Annotated in this window: 16 protein-coding genes; 5 read left to right on the forward strand and 11 right to left on the reverse strand. The window is 58.4% G+C overall.

Annotated elements, in window-relative coordinates:
- Position 1: 1 nt before the first annotated feature.
- Positions 2-388, forward strand: a complete 387-nt coding sequence (locus OR573_10605; protein ID XGA78960.1) for a Na+/H+ antiporter subunit G — start codon at positions 2-4, stop codon at positions 386-388.
- 81 nt (positions 389-469) lie between these two features.
- Here the strand turns inward: OR573_10605 and serB are convergent, their stop codons facing one another.
- The 4 genes from serB to pgi all read right to left on the reverse strand — a co-directional run bounded on the left by serB (position 470) and on the right by pgi (position 7,702).
- The gene (gene serB / locus OR573_10610; GenBank protein ID XGA81727.1) at positions 470-1,675 is read right to left on the reverse strand and encodes a phosphoserine phosphatase SerB; all 1,206 of its coding nucleotides are present in this window, start codon (positions 1,673-1,675) and stop codon (positions 470-472) included.
- Complete coding sequence (gene parC / locus OR573_10615; GenBank protein ID XGA78961.1) at positions 1,676-3,928, reverse strand: DNA topoisomerase IV subunit A; 2,253 nt, start codon at positions 3,926-3,928, stop codon at positions 1,676-1,678.
- 6 nt (positions 3,929-3,934) lie between these two features.
- Positions 3,935-5,842, reverse strand: coding sequence for a DNA topoisomerase IV subunit B (parE, locus tag OR573_10620; protein XGA78962.1), 1,908 nt, complete (start codon positions 5,840-5,842; stop codon positions 3,935-3,937).
- 180 nt (positions 5,843-6,022) lie between these two features.
- A complete protein-coding gene (pgi, locus tag OR573_10625; protein ID XGA78963.1) occupies positions 6,023-7,702 on the reverse strand; it encodes a glucose-6-phosphate isomerase in 1,680 nt (559 codons plus the stop codon).
- A 119-nt stretch (positions 7,703-7,821) separates the two neighbouring features.
- Between pgi and cmoA the strand changes: the two genes are divergently transcribed.
- The 3 genes from cmoA to OR573_10640 all read left to right on the forward strand — a co-directional run bounded on the left by cmoA (position 7,822) and on the right by OR573_10640 (position 9,901).
- Complete coding sequence (gene cmoA / locus OR573_10630; protein XGA78964.1) at positions 7,822-8,565, forward strand: carboxy-S-adenosyl-L-methionine synthase CmoA; 744 nt, start codon at positions 7,822-7,824, stop codon at positions 8,563-8,565.
- 1 nt (position 8,566) lies between these two features.
- Positions 8,567-9,556 carry a tRNA 5-methoxyuridine(34)/uridine 5-oxyacetic acid(34) synthase CmoB gene (cmoB, locus tag OR573_10635; GenBank protein ID XGA78965.1) on the forward strand — a complete coding sequence of 330 codons (990 nt, stop codon included), beginning with the start codon at positions 8,567-8,569 and terminating at the stop codon, positions 9,554-9,556.
- Positions 9,557-9,652: 96 nt separating this feature from the next.
- A complete protein-coding gene (locus tag OR573_10640; GenBank protein ID XGA78966.1) occupies positions 9,653-9,901 on the forward strand; it encodes a GlsB/YeaQ/YmgE family stress response membrane protein in 249 nt (82 codons plus the stop codon).
- Positions 9,902-10,001: 100 nt separating this feature from the next.
- Here OR573_10640 and OR573_10645 read toward each other — a convergent pair whose 3' ends face one another.
- The 5 genes from OR573_10645 to OR573_10665 form a co-directional block, all read right to left on the reverse strand.
- The gene (locus tag OR573_10645) at positions 10,002-10,676 is read right to left on the reverse strand and encodes a zinc metallopeptidase (GenBank protein XGA78967.1); all 675 of its coding nucleotides are present in this window, start codon (positions 10,674-10,676) and stop codon (positions 10,002-10,004) included.
- Complete coding sequence (locus tag OR573_10650) at positions 10,673-11,407, reverse strand: phosphodiesterase (protein ID XGA78968.1); 735 nt, start codon at positions 11,405-11,407, stop codon at positions 10,673-10,675. The genes OR573_10645 and OR573_10650 overlap by 4 nt, the downstream gene beginning before the upstream one ends.
- Before the next feature lie 12 nt (positions 11,408-11,419).
- Positions 11,420-11,860 carry a DUF1249 domain-containing protein gene (locus tag OR573_10655; protein XGA78969.1) on the reverse strand — a complete coding sequence of 147 codons (441 nt, stop codon included), beginning with the start codon at positions 11,858-11,860 and terminating at the stop codon, positions 11,420-11,422.
- A 158-nt stretch (positions 11,861-12,018) separates the two neighbouring features.
- Entirely contained in the window at positions 12,019-12,687 is a 669-nt protein-coding gene (locus tag OR573_10660) for an NUDIX domain-containing protein (protein ID XGA78970.1), read from the reverse strand.
- Positions 12,688-12,834: 147 nt separating this feature from the next.
- Entirely contained in the window at positions 12,835-13,491 is a 657-nt protein-coding gene (locus OR573_10665) for a TRAP transporter TatT component family protein (GenBank protein XGA78971.1), read from the reverse strand.
- Positions 13,492-13,743: 252 nt separating this feature from the next.
- Here OR573_10665 and greB point away from each other — a divergent pair, with 252 nt between their 5' ends.
- The gene (greB, locus tag OR573_10670; GenBank protein ID XGA78972.1) at positions 13,744-14,283 is read left to right on the forward strand and encodes a transcription elongation factor GreB; all 540 of its coding nucleotides are present in this window, start codon (positions 13,744-13,746) and stop codon (positions 14,281-14,283) included.
- Here the strand turns inward: greB and OR573_10675 are convergent.
- Complete coding sequence (locus tag OR573_10675; protein XGA78973.1) at positions 14,262-15,281, reverse strand: methyltransferase; 1,020 nt, start codon at positions 15,279-15,281, stop codon at positions 14,262-14,264. The genes greB and OR573_10675 overlap by 22 nt on opposite strands.
- Before the next feature lie 39 nt (positions 15,282-15,320).
- Positions 15,321-16,157, reverse strand: coding sequence for a methyltransferase domain-containing protein (locus tag OR573_10680; GenBank protein XGA78974.1), 837 nt, complete (start codon positions 16,155-16,157; stop codon positions 15,321-15,323).
- Between the last annotated feature and the right edge of the window lie 112 nt (positions 16,158-16,269).

The raw sequence follows: 16,269 nt of genomic DNA on the forward strand, positions 1-16,269 counted from the left end.
CATGGCCTGGATTGTTGAAGCGTTGGCGTCGCTGTTATTGATTGCTGGCGGAGTGTTTCTGTTTATCGGCTCGCTGGGTATGGCGCACCTGAAAGATTTCTATATGCGCCTGCACGGCCCTACCAAGGCCACTACCCTGGGCATTGGTTTCATGCTGGTTGCTTCCATGCTGTATTTCTGGGGCTACGAAGGGTCACCGGATATTCAGGAAATACTGATTACGCTATTCCTGTTTATTACCGCACCGGTCAGTGCCCACCTGCTGGCCAAAACGGGCCTGCATTTGCAGCTCCGGCACATTGATGTGACCGAAGGCAAGCCCGTCGAACTTCGTCCTGAAGAAGTTGGTGAACGTCCTGTCCCTCACCCGGACAAGGGTCACGGTTAAGCGGCACGTCCTGCCTTCCACCACTACACAACGGGGCGCATCAGCGCCCCGTTGTGTAGTGACTCCAAGTTACTCTAGCGACTAATCAAGCAGGTCGCTATGGCGATAGCCAATCAGGTAGAGCACCGCATCCAGCCCCAGGGTGGAAATCGCCTGACGCGCCTGGGCGCGCACCAGCGGCTTGGCGCGATAGGCAATCCCCAGCCCGGCCTTGCCGAGCATTTTCAGGTCATTGGCACCGTCACCAACCGCAATGGTCTGATCAAGCGTCCAGCCTTCACGTAGGGCAATGGCCTCAAGCAGCTCCGCCTTGCGTTCGGCATCCACAATCGGCTCCTGAACCTCCCCAGTAACCTTGCCGTTCTCGATCACCAGTTCGTTGGCATGAATTTCATCAAAGCCAAGCTTCTCCTGTAGATGACGAGCAAAGTAGGTGAAGCCACCGGAGATAATCGCCGTGCGGTAGCCCAGCCGTTTGAGGTTGGCCATCAAACGCTCCACGCCATCCATTAGCGGCAGCTCTTCAGCAATTTCCGCCAACACCGCTTCATCCAGCCCTTCAAGTTTGCTCATTCGCGCGCGAAAGCTCTGTTTGAAGTCCAGCTCGCCGCGCATTGCCTGCTCGGTCACCGCGGCCACTTCATCGCCTACTCCGTGACGACGGGCAAGCTCGTCGATCACTTCAGCCTTGATCAGGGTTGAATCCATATCAAAACACACCAGGCGACGATGACGGCGCCAGATACTGTCTTCCTGAATGGCAATATCCACGCCGTGCTGGGCGCCGAGTGCCAGGGCTTTTTCGTGCAGCGCGGCCAGGTTGACGTCATCGCCTCTTAACCAGCATTCAACGCAGGCACCATTGCCAGGCGCTTCGCCATCCAACGGCTCGCGCCCGGAAAGCCGGTGTACCAGCTCAACGTGCAGACCAAACTCCGCCGTCAAGCCACCCACTTCCGCCAGGATGCCAGCAGGCAGACGCGGCGCCAGCAGGGTCAGGATCAAACGCGGCTGACTGGCTTCCAGGCTCCAGCGGTGATAATCATCCGCACTCACGGCGATGGCCTGAATATCCAGCCCCAGGCTATCGCCTGCTTCGCTGAGCATGGCTTCCAGCGCGCTGTCATGCTCCAGCGCCACCAGTGCCTCCAGCGAGAGCATGCCAAAGGTCACGCTCTGGTTGATATCCAAAAGACGTGCCCCGGTTTTTGCCAATACCTTGCCAAGCCCGGCGAGCTGGTCCGGTCGCGCCCTGCCGGTCGCACGAATCAAACAGCGTTTCATGATTTATTCCCCTGCCTCAAGCCGCTCAACTTTCTGGAAACCGCGTGGCAACTTGTTGCCCCGACGGCCACGTTCACCCCGATAATAGGCCAGATCCTCTGGCTTGAGGGTCAGTTTACGCTTACCGGCATGCAGCACCAAGGCATCCCCCTCACCCAACACGGCGATATCGCACATAAACTCTTCCCGCCGCGCTGCCCGTGGGCCGGGAATATCCAGCATCTTGTTGCCCTTGCCCTTGGCCATTTCCGGCAGCTGATCCAGCGGGAAGACCAACAGGCGCCCTTCGTTGGACACCGTGGCCACCCACAGGGATTCCCCCTCGGGAATCGGCACGGCTGGCATCACGCTGCAGCCCTTGGGAATGGTCAGCACGCTTTTGCCTGCCTTGTTCTTGCCAGTCAGCTCACCTAGACGGGCAATAAACCCGTAGCCACCGTCACTGGCGAGCAGAAAACGGCTTTCCGGTGCAGCCAGCAGAATACCTGCCATCTGTGCCCCGGCGGCGACGTTGGCCCGCCCCGTGATCGGCTCGCCCTGGCCACGGGCACTGGGCAGATTATGGGCACTCAATGTATAGGCACGCCCGGTATCATCCAGCATGACCAGAGGATGGTTGGTCTTGCCCCTGGCCGCCAGCAGGAAGCGGTCGCCCGCTTTATAGGAAAGGCCTTCCGGGTCGATATCATGGCCCTTGGCGGCGCGAATCCAGCCCTTTTCCGAGACCACGACGGTGATCGGATCAGCCCCAAGCAGCTCCACCTCTGACAGTGCCCGGGCTTCGCTGCGCTCAACCAGCGGCGAGCGGCGCTCATCGGCGTGCTCTTTACCGGCGGCGCGAATCTCTTTCTCGATCAGGTTGGTCAGCTTGGTATCACTGCCTAACAGGCCCTGCAGTTGTTTGCGCTCTTTCTCCAGCGCCTCCTGCTCGCCGCGGATTTTCATTTCTTCCAGTTTGGCCAGATGGCGCAGGCGCAGCTCCAGAATGGCTTCTGCCTGGCGTTCGGAAAGGCCAAAGGACGCAATCAGCGCCGCTTTTGGTTCATCCTCTTCGCGAATGATGCGAATCACTTCATCCAGATCAAGATAGGCGGTCAGCAGGCCTTCCAGAATATGCAGGCGATCTTCTACCTTGCCCAGGCGGTGCTCCAGCCTGCGGCGCACGGTAGCACGCCGAAAGCGCAGCCATTCGCCGAGCATATCCGCCAGCGGCATGACCCGCGGGCGGCCGTCCAGGCCAATCACGTTCATATTGACCCGCACGCTCTTTTCCAGATCCGTGGTGGCGAACAGGTGGGCCATCAATACATCCACGTCCACACGATTCGAACGCGGCTCAATCACTAGGCGCGTCGGCGCTTCATGGGTGGATTCATCGCGCAGATCCGCCACCATGGGCAGTTTTTTGGCCTGCATCTGGGCAGCTATCTGTTCCAGCACCTTGGCCCCACTGACCTGATAGGGCAGCGCGGTGATCACGATATTGGCGCCCTCGCGCTCAAAGCGCGCGCGTAGCTTGACCGAACCACGCCCGGCTTCATAAAGCTTACGCAGATCCGCCCGCGGGGTGATGATTTCCGCATCGGTGGGGAAATCCGGCGCTGGCACAAACGCCATCAGGTCGGTGTTGGTGGCCTCAGGGTGGCGCAGCAGATGGCAGGTAGCCTCCACAACTTCTGCCACGTTATGCGGCGGAATATCAGTGGCCATGCCGACGGCAATTCCGCTGCCACCGTTGAGCAGCACGTGGGGCAAACGCGCGGGCAATACCACCGGCTCCTGCATGGTGCCGTCAAAGTTGGGCGTCCAATCCACGGTGCCCTGGCCCAGCTCGCTGAGCAGCACTTCGGCAAACTTTGAAAGCTTGGCCTCGGTATAGCGCATGGCCGCAAAGGATTTGGGGTCATCGGGGCTACCCCAGTTACCCTGGCCGTCCACCAGCGGGTAGCGATAGCTGAACGGCTGGGCCATCAGCACCATGGCTTCATAGCAGGCGCTGTCACCGTGGGGGTGGAACTTACCCAGGACGTCGCCCACGGTACGCGCCGATTTCTTGTACTTGGCATTGGCATGCAATGCCAGCTCGCGCATGGCGTAAATAATCCGCCGCTGCACAGGTTTCATGCCGTCGCCGATATTCGGCAGGGCACGGTCGAGAATGACGTACATCGAGTAGTCGAGGTACGCTTTTTCGGTGTAATCGCGCAGGGCGATGCGTTCAACATCGCCTTCCGCGACCTGGATATCCATGGTCATCTGGGGTTATACCTCGATATCTGCGAGATTGCCGTAATCTTCCAGCCACTTCTTGCGATCACCGGCGCGTTTCTTGGCCAGCAGCATGTCCATCATTTCCTGGGTGCCATCGCCTTCCGAGCGGGTCAGCTGCACCAAACGGCGAGTCTCGGTCGCCATGGTGGTTTCGCGCAGCTGCAGCGGGCTCATCTCACCCAGCCCCTTGAAGCGCTGAACATTGGGGGCGGCCTTCCGTGTGCCGCTTTTTTTCGCCAGCTGTTTGAGTATCGCGGCTTTTTCGCTTTCATCCAGGGCGTAGTGAACCTCCTTGCCCAGGTCGATGCGGTACAGGGGCGGCATGGCCACAAAGACGTGCCCGGCATCCACCAGGCTTGGGAAGTGACGCACAAAGAGCGCGCACAGCAGAGTGGCAATGTGCAGGCCATCGGAATCCGCATCCGCCAGGATACAGATCTTGTGATAACGCAGTTTCTCCAGATTGGCACTGCCCGGGTCGGCACCAATCGCCACGGCGATATCATGAACCTCCTGGGAGCTGTAGATATCGTGGGTCTCGACTTCCCAGGTGTTGAGAATCTTGCCGCGTAGCGGAAGAATGGCCTGGGTTTCGCGGTTACGCGCCTGCTTGGCACTGCCCCCGGCGGAATCCCCTTCTACCAGGAACAGTTCGCTCTGAGCCGGGTCCTGGCCAGAACAGTCCGCCAGCTTGCCGGGCAAGGCCGGGCCTGAGGTCACCTTCTTACGGGCGACCTTCTTGGACTTTTTCTGGCGCTGCTGAGCGGCGCTGATCACCAGCTCAGCGAGCATTTCGCCCTGCTCCACATGGTGATTAAGCCACAGCGAAAAGGCATCCTTGACCACGCCGGAAACAAAGCCCGCAATGGTACGCGATGACAGCCGCTCCTTGGTCTGGCCGGCAAACTGGGGGTCGAGCATCTTGACGGAGAGCACGAAAGACGCCCGCTCCCAGAGGTCATCGGCGGTCAGCTTGATCCCCCTTGGCAACAGGCTACGATACTCACAGAACTCGCGTAGGGCATCCAGCAGCCCGGCACGAAAGCCGTTCACATGGGTACCGCCCTGAGGCGTGGGGATCAGGTTGACGTAGCTTTCCAGCAGCGCTTCACCGCCTTCGGGCAGCCATTGAATGGCCCAGTCAACGCCATGTTCATCGTCGCTGAAATGGCCAACAAAGGGCGCGTTGGGCACCATTTCATAACCATCAGTGGCCTGAGCCAGGTAGTCGCGCAGGCCATCAGCGTAGGCCCATTCAGTGCTGGTGCCATCAGGTTCCACCAGCGTTACGGCAAGCCCGGGGCACAGCACTGCCTTGGCGCGCAGCAGGTGTTTCAGCCGGGAGAGCGCAAGCTTGGGGCTATCAAAATAACTTTCATCCGGCCAGAAGCGCACCAGGGTGCCGGTGGCCTTTTTCGCCGCCTTGCCCAGGTTATGCAGCTCTTCGACCTTGGCGCCAAACTCAAAGGCCATGGCGTGACGCGCGCCGTCGCGGGTCACTTCCACTTCCAATCGGCGTGACAGGGCATTAACCACAGACACCCCGACCCCATGCAGGCCACCGGAAAAACGGTAGCTGGAAGACGAGAACTTGCCACCGGAATGCAGCTTGGTAAAGATCAACTCTACCCCTGACACGCCATGCTCCGGGTGCATGTCTATGGGCATGCCACGGCCATTATCGGTGACCTCGATTCCCCCATCTGCCAGCAGCACGACCTTGATGGCATTGGCATGTCCCGCCAGCGCTTCGTCGACGCTGTTATCAATCACTTCCTGCGCCAGATGGTTGGGCCTTGAGGTATCGGTATACATGCCGGGGCGCTTGCGCACCGGTTCAAGCCCCGATAAGACTTCGATGGAACTGGCGCCGTATTGAGAGGCATCAAACTGAGTCATGAAGCGTATATCCTGAAAGGTCAAACCTGCCTTCGCAGCCGCTGACGAGGCGGCTGCGCAATGGCGTGGCAATCAAATGGGCCTGAAAAATCAAACAGACAGCATAGCGGAAAAGCAAAATACTGTATATATGGTCATAGGATACAGTATCCGGCGCAGCCTAACGCCCGTACTTGACGCTTATTTATCTGCTGCCCAAAAGGCTTCAATCAGGCCGCGAGTGGAGGCGTCCATGTGGTCAGCGGGTGCCTGCCCGTCGATGATCTGCTGGGTCTCGGTGGCAATCTGCTTGCCCAGTTCCACGCCCCACTGGTCAAAGGGATTGATATCCCAGATCACGGCCTGGACGAATACCTTGTGCTCATAAAGGGCAATCAAGGCGCCCAGGGTGTGCGGGGTCAGCTGGTCAAGCAGCACTGTGGTCGATGGCTGGTTGCCGCGATAGCGCTTGTGCGGCGGACGCGGGCCATCGTCATCAATGGCATCGTCGCCCAGCATCAACAGCCGCGACTGGGCAAAGCAGTTGGCCAGCGCCAGCCGGTGCTGGGTCTGCAGGTGGCGACGGGTTTCAGGGTCTTCAACATCATCATAGCGTTTGAGGGGGGCAATAAAATCACACTCTACCGGCTGCATTCCCTGATGCAACAGCTGATAGAAAGCATGCTGGGCGTTGGGGCCTAACTGCCCCCACAGCACCGGGCAGGTCGAGTAATCAATCGCTTGGCCCTGGCGGGTCACGGATTTGCCGTTGGATTCCATTTCCAGCTGTTCCAGGTAGGCGGCAAAATATTCCAGACGGCCATCATAAGGCAAAATGGAGTGGGCGCGGATATCCAGGAAGTTGACGTTCCAGATACCTGCTAACGCCAGCAGTACGGGCAGGTTTTCAGCCATGGGCGCCGCCTGGAAGTGACGATCCATGGCATGGGCGCCGGCGAGCAGCGCGCGGAAATTCTCCATGCCGATGACCAGCGCAATCGGCAGGCCGATGGTGCCCCATAGCGAATAGCGCCCACCAACCCATTCCCAGAAGCGCAGCTGATGCGCCGGGGCGATGCCCCAGGCGGTCATTTTTTCCGGGCTGGCGGAAACGCCGATAAAGTGCTGGCGAATCACCAGCTCTGCACTGATCGGGGTGGCGCCGTGTCGAGTCAAACGCCCCAGGAGCCAATCCTTGGCGGTATTGGCATTGGACAGGGTATCGATGGTGGTGAAGGATTTCGATGACAGCACAAACAGCGTCACTTCAGGATTCAGGCGGCTGAGATAATCCGCCAGCTGGGAGCCATCCATGGTGGAGGCAAAATGCACCTCGACCGGATGCACGTCGTCAGGGCGGTAGTCAGCCAATGCGTGGGTGACCATCAAAGGCCCCAGGTCCGACCCCCCGACCCCCAGATTGACCACATGGCGAATCGGCTTGCCGGTGGCGCCCCGCCACTGGCCTGCGTGCAAACGGCTGACCAGGGCCTCCATTTGCGCAAGGCTGGCATGCACCGCTGCCACCACGTCTTCGCCATCAACCTCAAGGTTTGCCTCGGGCGGCAGGCGCAATGCCGTGTGCAGCGCCGGGCGGTCTTCACTGGTATTCACCCGCTGGCCGCTTAACAGAGCGTCGATAGCGCTTGGCAGCTCGGCTTCTTCTGCCAGGGCCAGCAGTTTGTCCAGCGTTTCATCCTGCCAACGCTGTTTGGAAAGATCCAGCATCACCCCAGCGGCCTGATGCGCAAAGTGATCAAAGCGCGTCGATGACTCGGCAAACAGCGTTTTCAGATGAACGCTTTTCAGCGCATCGGCGTGATTCTGTAATGCTTTCCATGCCGGTAATTGATCCGGCGTTGCGTTAGCAACTGATGACATTGGCCCTCTCCTATGGCGATGTTGGGTGCAGCGGGGTCTGTTCCGGGTGGCGCTTGAAGCGTAAACTATGCGCCCATTGATTATCCACGCTGTCTATTTGCGATGAAACCGGCCTGCCCATGAGTGATGCATCTTACCGTGACGCCATCTTTTCGACACCCCTGGATCGCGTCGCGCGTTTCTCCTTTGATGAGCAGGTCGTCGCCTGCTTTCCTGATATGATCCGCCGCTCGGTGCCGGGTTACGGTCAGATTCTTGGCATGCTCAGCCTGATTGCCCAGCGTCATCTGCGCCACGGTGCCCACGTCTATGACCTGGGCTGCTCGCTGGGCGCCTCTGGCCTGGCTCTGGCGGGCGCCCTGCCGGAAGATGCCTTTCGCTATACCGGGGTCGACCTTTCCCCCGCCATGGTCGAACGCGCCCAGCAAACCTTTGCGGATGAATGCCCCCAGCATAGCCTGCAGGTGATGGAAGCGGATATCCGTCAACTGGACTATCAGCCCTCCGGCATGGTCATCCTGAATTTTACCCTGCAGTTCTTGCCACCTGAAGACCGCGATGCCCTGCTGGCCAGGCTGTATGACGCCCTTGAACCCGGTGGCGTGCTGATTCTGTCCGAAAAAACCATTGATGCCGATGAGCGTGATAACGCCTGGCGCGTCGAGCGCTACCATGATTTCAAGCGCGCTAACGGCTACAGCGAGATGGAAATCAGCCAGAAACGTACCGCGCTGGAAAACGTGTTGATTCCCGATACTCTTGATGCCCTGCATGGCCGTTTGGCCCAGGCGGGTTTTCCGCGTTCAATGACCTGGTTTCAGTACCTGAACTTTACCTCGCTGATTGCCTTCAAGGAGAGCTAAGGTGCCCCTCGCCGACGATCACCGCGTACTTTACCAGGCGTTTCTCGACCAGGAATTAATCGAATGGCTCGCACTGCTACCCGAACAGCTTGCCAAGGGACTGGATCGCCAGCGCCATGGGGATCTGCCGATGTGGGAAAAGGCAGTGCGCAAGCTGCCGCCGTTGCCCGCAGAGCGCGAGGTACACCTTGATCAGGACACCGTCCGCGTGGATATGGCCCTAAGCGACAGCCAGCAGCGCCAGTGTTTCAATCTGCTGCGCAAGCTGGCGCCCTGGCGCAAAGGGCCCTACTCGCTGGGCGGCATTGATATCGATACCGAATGGCGCTCCGACTGGAAATGGCAGCGGGTGGCGCCTCACCTTGCCCCGCTCACCTACCGCAAGGTATTGGATGTGGGCGGTGGCAGCGGCTACCATGCCTGGCGCATGGCCGGCGCCGGGGCGGACTTTGTCCTGGTCATCGACCCGTCACCGCGTTTTTATTGGCAGTTTCAGGCAGTGCGCCATTTTGTGGGCGATGCTGATCAACACCGCACTCACTTTCTGCCGGTTGGTATTGAAGAGGTACCCGCCAAGCTGGGCTTTTTCGATACAGTCTTTTCCATGGGCGTGCTCTACCATCGGCCGTCTCCCCTTGAGCATTTGCAGCAGTTGAAGGAGGCCTTGGCCCCAGGGGGCGAACTGGTATTGGAAACCCTGGTGGTGGAAGGCGATGAACAGGCCGTCTTCATGCCCGGCGAGCGCTATGCGGCCATGCCCAACGTGTATTTCCTGCCTTCCTCAAAAGCGCTTTGCCATTGGCTTTCGCGCTGCGGATTCAGCAATATCCGCGTGGTGGATGAAGCCGTGACAACCCTGGACGAACAGCGCGCCACCGACTGGATGACGTATCAGTCACTAGCAGATTTTCTCGACCCCGATGACCCCTCACTCACCCGGGAAGGCTATCCGGCGCCTCGGCGGGCAGTGATTATGGCAAACCGCAACTGATCAGTGAATGAACCAATCACAGGCCCGACTTGTCACAGGGGACTGTATGAAATAACTCATACTGAAATTTCCGGAACATTCGTCAAGGAGTGAAAAATGGGTTTTCTCGCGTGGATTCTGTTTGGTCTGATTGCCGGTATCATTGCCAAGATGATTATGCCGGGTAAAGATCCGGGCGGCTTTATCATTACCATCCTGCTGGGTATTGCCGGTGCCTTCGTAGGCGGCTGGATTGGCTCACTGGTAGGCTTGGGCGCCGTCGGTGACTTCAGTTTCGGCAGTTTTATCACCGCCATTGTCGGCGCTCTGGTATTGCTGGCAGGTTATCGGATGATCAAGAACTAGGCTTTATTGAATGGCCTTGTTGAATGGCCATCTTGAATTGTCGTCTTATTCAGTTGCAGAAGTTTCTTTTAAAAGCCGCTCTTATGAGCGGCTTTTGGCGTTAACGGCGCAGAATCACCAGCCAGCGCCCCAGGTTGAGAATACTCGCCAGGGAAGCCGCCACATAAGTAAACGCGCAGGCAGTCAGCACATGGCGGGCACCCTGCATATCTTTGGGGGGCACATAGTCTTTCAGAATGGGCAAGGCGCGGTTGAAGCTGGCATCAAACTCCACCGGCAGGGTGACCAGATGAACCACCGCCGCCGTACCAAAGCTGATCACCGCCATGACAATTACCAGTGCCAAACCACCCGGAAGGCGGGTCAGCACAAACAGGAAGGGGGCTGCCATCATCAAGATGGCCCCCACCTTTTCCGCCTTTTGCGCCAGCAGCACCAGACGTGAGCGCGCCAGCAGCGGCGCATAGCCCTGGTGATGCTGCAGAGCATGGCCAACTTCATGGGCTGCTACCGTCACCGCCGTCAAGGTGCGCCCGTCATGGTTCTCCGCCGACAGGCGTACCGTGCGGGCCTCCGGGTCGTAATGGTCACCGTACTCGGTGCGCTCTACCTTCACCCCTTCGACGTTAAAGCGGCGCAGCAGATGCTCAGCCAACTCCGCCCCGGTTCCCGGGTAATCATCGCGACCGCGGGCATGACGCTTGAGCACCCACTTGGCCCACAGATTGGGCAGCACGAAAATGGCCAGTACAAAAGCAATCAGCAGAATAATCATGACGTCACCCGCTCAATACGGGTTTGCCAGCCAGTTCCTTGGATATCCAGCACACGGTAGCCAGGGCGAGCGGCCTCATCCACCGCAAACGCCTCAGCATGGGGCAGAAACTGATCGGCCGTGGCGGGGCTACCGTAAACACTGACGCTGAAACCGTTCAACGCCTTTTCCTCCGCGTAGGCCTGATGGGCATGGCCAAACAGCACCACTTTGACCTGCGGATACTGGCCAATCAACTGCCAGAAAGCGTCTTTATCTTCCAGGCCGATGGCATCCATCCAGGCAGCGCCTACTTCAACCGGCGGATGGTGCATGGCTATCAGCGTTGGCGCCGTTTGGCGATCAAGCTGGGCTGCCAATGCCGCCAGCTTATCGCTTCCCAGGGCACCGCCTGGTTCGCCAGGCACCTGGGTATCCAGCAACAGCAGCCGCCATTCATTCAGCACCAGCGCGTCTGCCAGTGGATGAACCGCTTCCATCAGGGGGCGCTGGTCATGGTTGCCCGGCAGCCAATGCCAGGGGCAAGCCAGACGATTGAGCTGTTCAACTGCCAATGCGTAGGCCTGTGCCGATTCATCCTGGCTGATATCGCCAGTCACGATCACTAGGTCAGGCTTTTCCTGCTTGATGGCGTCCATAACCGCCAGGAACTGACGATAGGGAACCCCCGCCCGTGAACGGGCCAGAGGATCAGCATGCAGGTGCAGGTCAGTCAGCTGTACAAGACGCATTGGTGACGCTCCTCAAGGCACTTCATGCAGGTATTCGCTGCGCCCATGGGCCAGGCCGTGGGCCAACCATTCGCCCAGAAAACGATTGAGCTGAAGTTTTTCATCCGGCTGGTGCATACGCGGATTGGGATAGCGATAGCGGCCATGAAAGTGCCTTTCGCGCTGAAAGTTGGTCACTTCCGCCATACGCACATCATGGTAAAGGTGAACGCGCATCTTGGGGCTTTCCAGCAGATGATCCATCAGGCCCGTCTGGGAAACGTGCACCATGGTGGTATAAGGCGCATTTTCATGGATATACAGATGCAGGGCATTATCGCCCCGTTCTCCCAGCTGAATGGCGCGACGCTGGCCTTCCTCCATATCACCCACCAGCCGAATCAGGCGCAGGTAATTTGCGCTGCATTCACCTTGCAGGGATTTCAGGTCAGTAACGTAAGCGTTTCGAACCATTGCGGGCTCCCATTCTTTTTACATTCGATCTTTAACCACCGATCTTTAAAATATGATCTAAAGACCGATTCTTGGGTACAGACATTTGATACAAGCTTAATACGTACTTAAGGGGTCAGTTTTTAGCCTGTTTGTGGTTCTCTGTTCAAACAGCGGTTTCAACGAAAGCGCGGCGTATTATCCGGCAAGGCACGCAGCGACGCTCGCTGACTTGCCAGCCAGTGCATGCCGATCAGGCTCATGGCGTTATCGAGCCGCCCCTGCACCATCAGCTCCCAGGCATCATGAAAGCTGACCACATGCACCCGGATATCTTCATGTTCCTCGTCCAGGCCGTGGATACCGCCCATGCCCTGACTATTAATCAGGCCACAGAACAGGGTCACGCGCTCGTTGCAGGCCCCAGGGCTTGGGTAATAGGTGTGCAAATGCTTGAGCTCGGTGACCTGGCAGCCCGCCTCTTCCTGTGCCTCACGGCGAGCAACGTTCTCAAGGGTTTCGCCCTCTTCTACCAGGCCAGCGACAAACTCCAGCTTCCATGGCGTTAGGGGGTCATCTACCGCCCCTGCCCTGAATTGCTCGACAAATACCAGCGCATCGCTAACCACATCGTAAAGCAGTACCCCCACCGCATCCTTGCGCATATGGACTTCACGGCGCATGGGCTCGCTCCAGCCGCCCTCAAACAGGCGATGACGCAGGGTAATGGCTTCCAGGCGGAAAAAACCTTGCTGTAGCACATCCCGAGAAATCAGCTCAACGTCCTTACCCGTAAACGCAGGCGACGCTGAAGAAGATGAATCTGGTGCAGGGGACTCGGCGTCCATGGGTCACTCCTGATAAAAAACGTTACCCCATTATCGGGACTTGTTATCGGGAATGCCAATTTACCTGCAGCAAGCAGAGACTATCGCCTTGCAAGGCAGACGCTATCACGCAGGCAGTTATCATTGCCTGCGTGCTGTGTTCGTTGATCAGGATGACAGCTGTTCAAGCAGTTGTTGCGCGTCTTGGCGCAATGCCGCATCTGACGCTTCACGCCCTTGGCGCACATCTCCCTCCAGCGCCCGCTGAGCATGCTCACGCGCTGCCTGAGTGTTGCCTTCCTCGGCCAGAAACGCGGCATAGTAATAATTAACATCTATCCCCGCCGGGCGGATTTCCAGGGCGCGCTGAAACATCTGCTCCGCCTTGTCGCTATCCCCAAAGCCGATGAGGCCACCGGGTACACGGTCGTACAGCGCGCCCAGAGTGACATAGGCTGAGCCTTGATAGCCTTCGGGGTCGATAGTGATGGCCCGCTCCAGCACATCCCGGGCAGCCTTGGCATCGCCCAGCGCACCCAAGCCACCGCGCTCGCGAGCGTAGGCGGCCAGCACAATGCCCTGCCACACCAGCACATCGGCTTCATCGGCATGCTGCCCGGCCAAGGCTTCAGCCTCCCCTGCCAGCGCTTTCAATGCGCCTTCACGCTGGCTAGCGGGCATTTGTGTCACTGTGTTTTCCCAACGGTTCTGCAGTGAAAAAAGCGCGTCCTGATAGGCGCTGGCCGATAACGAAGCAACGCAAACAGCGGTACTCAACAGCGCCAGGCTGAACGTCTTGGTGACCATCTTTTTGGATACTTGCATGGGCGACTCCCAATGAATACTGGTTGGAATTGTTGTTGCGTTGCACGGCTAGCCAAAGCTGAATCCGCCAACCGAGTAACCAATGTAACGAACGTTTGAATGATACGCCAGACAGAATTATAACGCTGTGTTTACCCGTTACGGGAGTATCACTAACAACTTGGCGGTTAGGGATTTAACGCAGTGAGTAGCGTATGCTGGTAGACCCTATCGAGATAGACAACGACATCGCAACATGGAGCAGCGCATCCGATGAAAGGCAGGAATATGACCCGCTGGCGCGACCCGGCAAAAGACCCGCGCCAGGAGCCGAAAAGCAACCTCATCACGCCGGCAGGTGCTCAACGGCTGCGCGGCATATTGGATCATCTTGCACGGGTCAAGCGTCCGGCACTATCTGCCAAGGTCGGCGAAGCGGCCGCCCTGGGCGACCGCTCGGAAAACGCTGATTACACCTACAACAAAAAAGAGCTGAACCGGGTGATTGCGCGGATTGGCTATCTGACCAAGCGCCTGGATGAACTGCAGGTAGTTGACCGCTTGCCCGCCAATACTAACAAGGTGTTTTTCGGCGCCTTCGTGGAACTGGAAGGTGAGGATGGCGAAGAAATCGCCATACGCATTGTCGGCCATGATGAAATCGACACCCAGCAGCGCTGGATCAGCGTAGATGCGCCTTTAGCCAAGGCGCTACTGGGTAAAGAGCTGGACGATGAGGTCAGCGTCAAGACACCAGGCGGTGAGACCACCTACCTGATTACCTCCATTCACTACCGCACACCCGCCCGATAGACTTTAAAGCGGCGGTTATCTGCCAGAACCTCAAAGCTGCCGAAGGTGGCCTCCAGGTGATCTGCATAGGGTAAGAAGGCGTTGGCCACCAGAATCAACTGCCCTCCCCGCGCCAGATGCGCCGGCGCCTCACGTATCAGCTGGCCTGCTGCCCCGTAGTGAATATCCCGCTCCTGATGAAACGGCGGGTTACTGATAATCAGATCAAACTGTTCATCGCCCAGGGCTGAATACACATCACTGGCCAGCACGCGGGCAGACAGCTGGTTGGCGGCCAGCGTTCGACGACAGGCTTCAAGGGCGAAGGCATTGATATCGACGGCGGTCACCTCTTGGCTGCGCTCAGCCAGCCAGGTGCTGATAATGCCATCACCGCAACCGATATCCAGGCATCTTGGCAGCGTGCCAGGCAATTTGTTTGCCTGCAGCTGGCGTTCCAGCGTATCCAACAAAAGCGCGGTGCCCTCATCCAGCTTGCCGTGGCCAAAGACCCCAGGGTGGCTATGCAACTGTATACCGCGCAGATTGAAGGTTTGCCAGGCAGCGTCGTTGGCCGTGGGCAAGGCCTGGGTCTGGGTGGCAAACAGGGAACAGCGCCGCGCATTATCCAGTTTATCACACGGCAGGCCCAGCGCTTCCAGCACCTTGGGTACGCGCTTGATCCCGCCATTATGTTCACCCACGACCTCCAGCGGCGTACCCGGCGGCAACTGCTCGCACAGCCAGGTTAACCACCAGATACCTAGCTGATGGGTTTTTGGCCAGAACAATACCCAGCCCGTGGACGCTGTCATAGCATCCTCGTCCATGGGTGAAGCGGCGGTAATGCCACGCTGCCGGTAGGCGTGCACAATAATGTGATCAGCGCTCACCACGCCTTGCACCTGCTCCGCCAGCCAGTCATCCACGGGGGGTGCGACGGCAACAACCGGTGCATTGGGGCCAGACGAGGGGTGATAGCGTTGCAGTAACTGGCAGGCAGGTGTCTGTGCCTTCATGGTGTCATCTCTATGGGTATGATTGAGTATCGCCGACGTTCAGGTCGCCTTGACCAGGGTATAAAGCAGGTAGCGCCCCAAACGCCAATGGGGTTCGCTGCGGCAAAACTGTTTTTCCAGTGCCACTAAGCGTTCCTGTTCGGCAGCATCCTTGGGCGGCTGGCGCAGGTAGTCCTGAAAAATGCGGATGCCCGCGACCTGGCGGATTTCCAACCCGTTTTCCTGGCTCCAGGCCTCTATCTGGGCGTGGGTCAGCGGAGATATCGGCGTTAGTCGCTGGCCCAGGCCAAACCCTTCCAACCGATCCTGCTGGGCTTTTTGCAGATTTCCTTTCACCACGTTGGAAAAGCGCAGCGCATCACGGTTGAAAACCATCAGGCTGAGCTCGCCTCCCGGTGCCAGCAGTTGGCTTAGCTGGCCCAGCGCCTGGCGGGGGTTACCCAACCATTCCAGCACCGCATGGCAAACAATCAGCCGCCAGGGGCCGGGCAAGGTATCAGGTAAGTGTTGCAGCGCCAGCGGGTAGCAGCGCACACGTTCAGCCACTTCAGGCTCAGCCTGCAGCGCTTTTTCGGCATGCTTCAGCATATCGCGGGAGGGCTCCGTCAGGGTGACCTGAAAGCCACGTTGTGCAAACCATAGCGCCTGCTGGCCAAGTCCACCGCCCACGTCCAGAACGTTTTCTGCTTCTACACAACGCTGAGACAGATCGTGCTTTAAGGCCGTCAACATATCAGGCAGCAAGGCATCCAGTAGCGCCAGGCGTAGCTCCCCACGCGGGGCATTATAAAGTGAACGGGAAAACTTGTCGGCCAGGCCATCAAAATAACGGTCACCGTCAGATGACAGTTCAAACGCGTTTGCAGAAGGTTTCACTCAGGCATCCATGGGAACGCTAAAACGGCTAGTCTACGCTGTTTGAAAGCATAACTTAACGATCAATATAAGCGGCCCAACACCTTATGTAGGCAAGCCCCCTGTTTATCGG

The organism is Halomonas sp. CH40, assembly GCA_041875495.1.
In the GTDB taxonomy this organism is placed as follows: domain Bacteria; phylum Pseudomonadota; class Gammaproteobacteria; order Pseudomonadales; family Halomonadaceae; genus Vreelandella.

Excerpts from the sequence above, each read along its gene's own strand:
- OR573_10605 (XGA78960.1), top strand. The coding sequence starts at position 2 with ATGGCCTGGATTGTTGAAGCGTTGGCGTCGCTGTTATTGATTGCTGGC.
- parC (XGA78961.1), bottom strand. The coding sequence starts at position 3,928 with ATGACCATGGATATCCAGGTCGCGGAAGGCGATGTTGAACGCATCGCC.
- parE (XGA78962.1), bottom strand. The coding sequence starts at position 5,842 with ATGACTCAGTTTGATGCCTCTCAATACGGCGCCAGTTCCATCGAAGTC.
- pgi (XGA78963.1), bottom strand. The coding sequence starts at position 7,702 with ATGTCATCAGTTGCTAACGCAACGCCGGATCAATTACCGGCATGGAAA.
- cmoA (XGA78964.1), top strand. The coding sequence starts at position 7,822 with ATGAGTGATGCATCTTACCGTGACGCCATCTTTTCGACACCCCTGGAT.
- OR573_10640 (XGA78966.1), top strand. The coding sequence starts at position 9,653 with ATGGGTTTTCTCGCGTGGATTCTGTTTGGTCTGATTGCCGGTATCATT.
- OR573_10645 (XGA78967.1), bottom strand. The coding sequence starts at position 10,676 with ATGATTATTCTGCTGATTGCTTTTGTACTGGCCATTTTCGTGCTGCCC.
- OR573_10650 (XGA78968.1), bottom strand. The coding sequence starts at position 11,407 with ATGCGTCTTGTACAGCTGACTGACCTGCACCTGCATGCTGATCCTCTG.
- OR573_10655 (XGA78969.1), bottom strand. The coding sequence starts at position 11,860 with ATGGTTCGAAACGCTTACGTTACTGACCTGAAATCCCTGCAAGGTGAA.
- OR573_10660 (XGA78970.1), bottom strand. The coding sequence starts at position 12,687 with ATGGACGCCGAGTCCCCTGCACCAGATTCATCTTCTTCAGCGTCGCCT.
- OR573_10665 (XGA78971.1), bottom strand. The coding sequence starts at position 13,491 with ATGCAAGTATCCAAAAAGATGGTCACCAAGACGTTCAGCCTGGCGCTG.
- greB (XGA78972.1), top strand. The coding sequence starts at position 13,744 with ATGAAAGGCAGGAATATGACCCGCTGGCGCGACCCGGCAAAAGACCCG.
- OR573_10675 (XGA78973.1), bottom strand. The coding sequence starts at position 15,281 with ATGAAGGCACAGACACCTGCCTGCCAGTTACTGCAACGCTATCACCCC.